Origin of the sequence: Streptomyces sp. MnatMP-M17, assembly GCF_900091995.1 — a bacterium.
In the GTDB taxonomy this organism is placed as follows: Bacteria; Actinomycetota; Actinomycetes; order Streptomycetales; family Streptomycetaceae; genus Streptomyces.
Genome location: NZ_FMDK01000790.1, coordinates 1 through 6296 on the forward strand (window position 1 = coordinate 1; position 6296 = coordinate 6296).

The window sequence follows — 6296 nt, forward strand, 5'->3', positions numbered from 1 at the left end:
TGATCTACGCCGCGTACTCGGCGGGCCGGCTGCTGGCCCGCGACGACGGATCGGAGGCCGTCGAGCACGGGCTGGCGATCCTCCGGTTCGAGAAGGCCCTCTTCCTGAACGCCGAGCATCCGCTCAACCGGCTCTTCACCGCCACTCCGGCGCTCGCCGTACCTGCCGACTTCGTCTACGCCTCGCTCCACTATCTGGTCACACCGGCCGTACTCGTCTGGCTCTTCCGCCGCCGCTCCGCGCTCTACCGGACCGCGCGGACCTGGCTCACGCTCTCCACGCTGCTCAGCCTGGTCGGCTTCACCCTGCTGCCCACCTCCCCGCCCAGGCTGCTGCACGTCCGGCACGGCTTTGTCGACACCATGGCGCAGTACAGCGAGTACGGCTGGTGGGGCGACGAGGCGAGCGCGCCGCGCGGTCTGGGCGAGATGACCAACCAGTTCGCCGCGATGCCGAGCCTGCATGTCGGCTGGGCGCTGTGGTGCGGTGTGCTGCTGTGGCGGCACGCGCGTACGCCGCTGGTGCGGTGGCTGGGCGCGCTCTACCCGGTCGTCATCACGGTGGTGGTGATGGGAACGGCGAACCACTACTTCCTGGACGCGGTCGCGGGTGCGCTGGTGATGGCGGTGGGAGCGCTGCTGACGGGGCCCACGATACGGGCGGCGGACCGGATACGGACGGCGCTGACGGCCCGCTTCGGACCGGCGCCGACCGCGACCGCCCTGCCGGCTCCTCTCCCGACTCCGTCGCGGACTTCCGTACCGGCTCCCTCGCCGGACCCTTCGCCGGCGGCCTCCCGTATCCCCGTGCCGCCCTCCCCGCGGCTCCGCGCATCACCGATTGTCAGCGGTGGATGCGAGACTTCCGCGGGTGAGCGATTCCCTGGGCGGCGGACCCGTAGCAGCACCTCCGGCACCTCCTCCGCAGACGACACTCCGGCGACGGCTCGCTGAGCTGCGCGGGCCCGCTGTCGCGCCGCATCCGCTCGATGCCCGCGCGCTGGCCGCCCTCGCGGCGAATCCCGGCTGCCGCCGGCGTGCCCTGCTGGACGGCGCCGGTGTCGACAAGGCGGCGCTCGCCAAGGCGCTCGGCTCGCCCGCGCCGTTCGGGCAGTCCCAGTTCGCGTTCATGCGCGGAAACGCCTTCGAGGCGAAGGTCAAGGCCGACGGCGGTACGGAACTGCTGCGGCTGCTGGCGGACCGCCTCGGCGGCCAGGAACCGCCGCCCGTGCCCGGTGAGGTATCCGTTCCCGATCTGTCGGCGGCGGGCCCCGAAGGGCGCACGGCGCGTACGGCACTGGCCCTGCGCGAGGCCACGGCGGCCGGTGCCTGGGCGCTGCTCGACCATCCGCTGCTGGCCCTCGAAGTGGCGGGCTCGCCCGCGTATCTGGAGCCGGACGCGGTGGTGGTGCGGCCCGACGGCCGGTGGACGGTCGTGGAGATCAAGTCCTTCCCGATGATCGACGGTTCGGCGGACGCCTCGAAGGTGGGCGCGGCGGCGCGGCAGGCCGCGGTGTACGTACTGGCCCTGGAGCGCGTCGCGGCCCGTACGGAGGGCGCGGAGGTGGGCCATCAGGTGCTGCTGGTCTGCCCGAAGGACTTCTCCAATCTGCCGACGGCGTCCGTCGTGGACGTACGGAAGCAGTTGTCGGTGACGCGCCGTCAGCTCACCAGGCTGACCAGGATCGAGGACATCGCGGACACACTCCCCGAGGGCACCACCTTCGATCTGGACCGCTGCTCGGGCGCCCAGCTGACGAGCGCGGTCGACGCGGTCACCGCCGCCTATGCACCCGAGTGCCTCTCGGCCTGCGAGCTGGCCTTCCACTGCCGCTCCCGCGCGCGGGAGCGCGGCGCGGTGGAGGCGCTGGGCCGGAGCGTACGAGGCGAACTGGGCGCGCTGACCACGGTCACGGCGGTGCTGTCGGCGGCCCACGGCGACACGGGCGATCCGGACGACCCGACGGTCGCGGCGCTCCGCCGGGCGGCGACGCTGAGGGCGGAGGCACTGGCGGGCGCGGATCCGGCCTTCGCCGAACGGACCATGGCCGAGCAGACAGTCGCCGACCGGGCCGTCGCGAATGGTGCGGATCGTCCGGGGACGGAGGGCTGATGTCGCTGATCAGTACGCTCGCGCGGCTGGAGGCCGTGGCGAGCGGGCGGGCCCAGCCGCTGGCCACCGTCCGGCATCGGCGGATCTCCGAACGGCCTCTCGTCCTCGTGCCGTTGACCACCGCGGGCGAGGCGGGCGCACCGCTCGGCGCGCTCGTCGGCACGGACCGGGACACGCCACGGCTGCTGACCGTCGCGCAGCCGCGCGACCGCGATCTGCGGTTCGCGTTCCTCGGCGAGCTGGCCGAGGCCGTGCTCCCGTATCTCGACGCGTACGCCGATGTGATCGAGCCCGCCGAGCGCAACGAGACCGATCCGGAGACCGGGAAGCGGATCAAGGTCGAGGTCGAACTGTGCGTGGACGCACCGCAGTTGATCGTGCCGAGTCGGCCGGGCATCGATTTCGTACGGCTGCTGGGCCGGTCGATGCGGTTCCGGCGCACCGCGGAGGAGGACCCGGAGACGCCGTACCCGGCGCCGCCGCGCGTACCGCTGCTCGGCCGCTGGCTGACGCACTACGGCGAGCGCGCCCGCGTACCGGGCTCCTCGCTGCTGCTCGCGACGACCGATCTGCTCAATCGCCACTGGGCGACCGGGCAGTCAAGCCTGGAGGACCAGCATCTCGGCGCGCTGCTCGCCTGGATCGATCCGCCAGGGACGCTCTCGGGCGCCGAGGCCGCGCTCCGGGCGGAGCTTGACCGGGACAGGGACGGGCAGTTGGCGTGCCCGCCGGCCGGGCCCGCGACGGATCCGGCATTCGACAACAGACTGCTGGCGCCCGCGATCGAGCGGTACGACCGGGCCCGCCAGGAGCTGGGTGCGGCCGAGGACGGACCGGACGCGGAGGAGCGGCTTGCCAGGCTCACGTCCGCGGAGCGGCACATCCGCGAACTGCTCCTCGGTGTGCTGCGGCCGACCTGGGACGCGGTGTGGCACGGCCTCGATCTGCTGCGTCAACTGCCGGAAGGAGCACGGGTGGAGGAGCGCTGGACGCGCGACCGCTGGTCGTTCACCGGCCATCGCGACCGCGTGCGCGCCGGTGAGCCACCACAGCCCCGGCGCGACGACGCCGTGACCGCGGCGCAGAAGCTGGCCTCGCGCGAGACGGCACAGGCGCAGTTGGAGGCGGCGGAGGCGCTGGACGATCCGCTGGTGCTCGCGGGCCGCAGGCTGTCGGGCGAGGCGTTCGTCGGCGAGGTGGTGGAGGTCGAGATGGCGTACAGCGAGAGCAAACGGCCGAGCCCACGCCCGCTGATCACGCTCCGCACGGACGACCGGCCGCAGCTCGGCGAGCGTACGAAGGTGTTCCGCTCGCTGGACGGCAAGCCGCAGTCGGCGGAGTTCGTACGGTACGGAGCCGGGGCTGCGGCCGAGGAGGACGGCACGCTCGTGCTGCGGCTGACCGACCGTATGGGCCGGAGCAAGGAGCCCGCGCCCGGATCCGTGCCGGAGAAGGGCGACCGGATCGCCTGGACGCTCTTCGAGCACGACCAGCGCGGCGGCCCGAAGCTGCCGGACCCGGAGGAGACGCCCTGGACCCATGGCGGCCCTCCGGCCACGGAAGGCACGGCGGGCACGGCGGGCACGGCGGGCACGGCCTCGTCCTCGCCGCAGCAGGCTCCGGACCCGGTGACCGAGGAGGATTTCCTGTGACCCGTCCCGCGTCGAACCCCTCGTCCTTCGCCCCGTCCGCCTTCGATCCGGGCGCCGCCGCAGGCCGGGCCACCGACGCGATCCTGCGGGACACGCTGCATGGAGCCCACCGCGGTGTTGTCGTGGACTCGCCGCCCGGCGCGGGCAAGTCGACGCTCGTCGTACGGGCCGCGCGGGAACTGGCCGCGGCCGGGCGCCCGTTGATGGTGGTCGCGCAGACGAACGCCCAGGTGGACGATCTTGTCGTCCGGCTCGCCGAGAAGGATCCCGAGCTGCCGGTAGGCCGGCTGCACAGCAATGATCCGGATCCGTACGACAAGGCGCTGGACGAGCTTCCGAACGTCCGCAAGTCCGCGAAGGCGGCCGATCTCGCGGGCCTCGACATCGTCATCTCGACCGCCGCGAAATGGGCGCATGTGCAGGGCGTCGAGCCCTGGCGGCACGCCATCGTCGACGAGGCGTACCAGATGCGCTCGGACGCGCTGCTCGCCGTCGCCGGGCTCTTCGAGCGCGCGCTGTTCGTCGGCGATCCGGGCCAGCTCGATCCGTTCAGCGTGGTGGGCGCCGACCAGTGGGCCGGGCTGTCGTACGACCCGTCGGCGAGCGCGGTCACCACGCTTCTGGCGCACAACCCGGAGCTGCCCCAGCACCGGCTGCCCGTCTCCTGGCGGCTGCCCGCGTCGGCCGCGCCGCTGGTGTCGGACGCGTTCTATCCGTACACACCGTTCCGCAGCGGTACGGACCACGGCGACCGGCGGCTCGCGTTCGCAGTCGCGTCCGACGGCTCGGGCCCTGACCGGGTGCTGGACGAGGCGGCGGAGTCGGGCTGGGGTCTGCTGGAGCTGCCCGCCCGGCGTACGCCTCGTACGGATCCCGAGGCGGTACGGGCCGTGGCCCTGGTCGTCCGCAGGCTGCTGGACCGCGGAGGCGTGGCCACCAGCGAGCGCTCCCAGGACCCGGTGCCGGTGAGCGCCGACCGGATCGCGGTCGGCACGGCCCACCGCGACCAGGCGGCGGCGGTCCGGGCCGCCCTCGCGGAGCTCGGTGTGACGGGCGTGGCCGTGGACACCGCGAACCGTCTCCAGGGCCGCGAGTTCGATGTCACCGTCGTCCTCCACCCGCTCTCCGGCCGCCCCGACGCCACCGCCTTCCATCTGGAGACCGGCCGCCTCTGCGTCCTCGCCTCCCGCCACCGCCACGCCTGCGTCGTGGTCTGCCGCGCGGGCGTGGCCGAACTCCTCGACGAACACCCGTCCACCGAGCCGGTCCAGCTCGGAGTGACGGTCAAATTCCCGGACGGCTGGGAAGCCAACCACGCGGTCCTGGCCCATCTGTCGGAACACAAGGTGAGCTGGCGGCCCTGAGCCATCGGCGAATCGGCAAGCAGCTGCCGGCCTTGCGCCACAAGCCCTGCCGGCCTCGCGTACGCCTGATGGCACACGCGCCCGACGCCCCCTTGCGGTGGGCAGGAGAATGGACGGTGGTCGCAGGGCCTGTACACGTACGAGCAGGAGGAACGAGATGCCGGATCCCGAGCGGAGCGAGCGGCGGCTACGGCCCGCACCGCTGCTCTTCGAGCCCTCGGAGGCGGTCGCCGACCCCGAGCACTTCTTCGATCTGGAGTCCCTCGACGACCCCGCGGAGCTGCTGGCCAGGGCCACCGAGCTGACGCTCGCGTTCCGCGCGGCCACCGACCGGGCGGTCGAGTTCCAGGCGGTGGCCGCCGCCCAGCTCGCCGATCCGCGCCGCTTCGACCGGCTCACGACGGAGGACATCGCGCGCCGCGCGGAGTGGACCGAGGACTATGCCAAGAAGATGGTCGAGTTCGGCCGCGACCTACTGCGCGGCGAAGGCCTCGCGGGCCATTAGGCGCGCCGGTCCGGCATACGACCGGTATGCGACCGCAGGTGCGAGGCCGTGTCCGCGCCCGGAGTGGCGCGGGCGGCCGGAGTGACGGTGGAGACTCATGCATCCCATGGGCATATGCCGAAGGGCAGGTTACCCCTCGCCGGTGCCGCTGTCCCGGTTTCGCCGAACTCTCCGGAGCGGTGGCGTTACTGGCGGTAGACCTGACTGCCATGAGCGCATGGTTACGAGATGAATCCCCGCTGAGTCCCGGCACGGGCGACGACGAGCGACGCGCCGACATCTTCGCCCTCCTCCGCGACGAGGGCCGCCGGCACGCCGCGCGGATCACGTCGGCCGGCGCGGACTGGCTCGCCTCCTCCGGACCGTATCCCCGCTCCACGCTCTCGCACTGGGCCGCCCGGCCGACCGCTCCCGGCGTACTGTCCTGCGGCTCCGTCTTCGACGTGGTGAACGTCCCCTGGGTCTTCGGCCGGCGGATGCTGGAGCGGCTGTGGTCCGAGGGACCCGGCTCCGGGCCGGTCGCCGCGTACCGCGGCCGTACGCTCCTCTTCGCCGCGCCCGGCACCGCCCAGCGGCTGCCCGCCCTGCTCTCCTGGGAGGAGTGGAGCGGTACGGGAGCCGAAGGACCGGCGGCGGCATCGGCCCCGCCGCCGCTGGTCTGCC

Annotated in this window: 6 protein-coding genes; all 6 read left to right on the forward strand. The window is 73.2% G+C overall.

Going from position 1 to position 6296, the window contains the following annotated elements; all coding sequences use genetic code 11:
• Positions 1–953 (forward strand): phosphatase PAP2 family protein (locus tag GA0115259_RS30675; RefSeq protein WP_107469297.1); only part of this gene is annotated, 953 nt, incomplete at its 5' end.
• Positions 871–2112 (forward strand): hypothetical protein, encoded by a 1242-nt coding sequence (locus GA0115259_RS30680; protein ID WP_256098217.1) that lies wholly within the window; start codon positions 871–873, stop codon positions 2110–2112. The genes GA0115259_RS30675 and GA0115259_RS30680, both read left to right, overlap by 83 nt.
• On the forward strand, positions 2112–3764 hold the full coding sequence (locus GA0115259_RS30685; protein WP_093603047.1) for a hypothetical protein: 1653 nt from the start codon (positions 2112–2114) through the stop codon (positions 3762–3764). The genes GA0115259_RS30680 and GA0115259_RS30685 overlap by 1 nt, the downstream gene beginning before the upstream one ends.
• Positions 3761–5128 (forward strand): AAA domain-containing protein, encoded by a 1368-nt coding sequence (locus tag GA0115259_RS30690; protein ID WP_093603049.1) that lies wholly within the window; start codon positions 3761–3763, stop codon positions 5126–5128. The genes GA0115259_RS30685 and GA0115259_RS30690 overlap by 4 nt, the downstream gene beginning before the upstream one ends.
• A 157-nt stretch (positions 5129–5285) precedes the next feature.
• A complete protein-coding gene (locus GA0115259_RS30695) occupies positions 5286–5633 on the forward strand; it encodes a hypothetical protein (protein ID WP_093603051.1) in 348 nt (115 codons plus the stop codon).
• A 209-nt stretch (positions 5634–5842) separates the two neighbouring features.
• A partial coding sequence (locus tag GA0115259_RS30700) for a hypothetical protein (protein WP_093603053.1) occupies positions 5843–6296 on the forward strand: 454 nt, incomplete at its 3' end.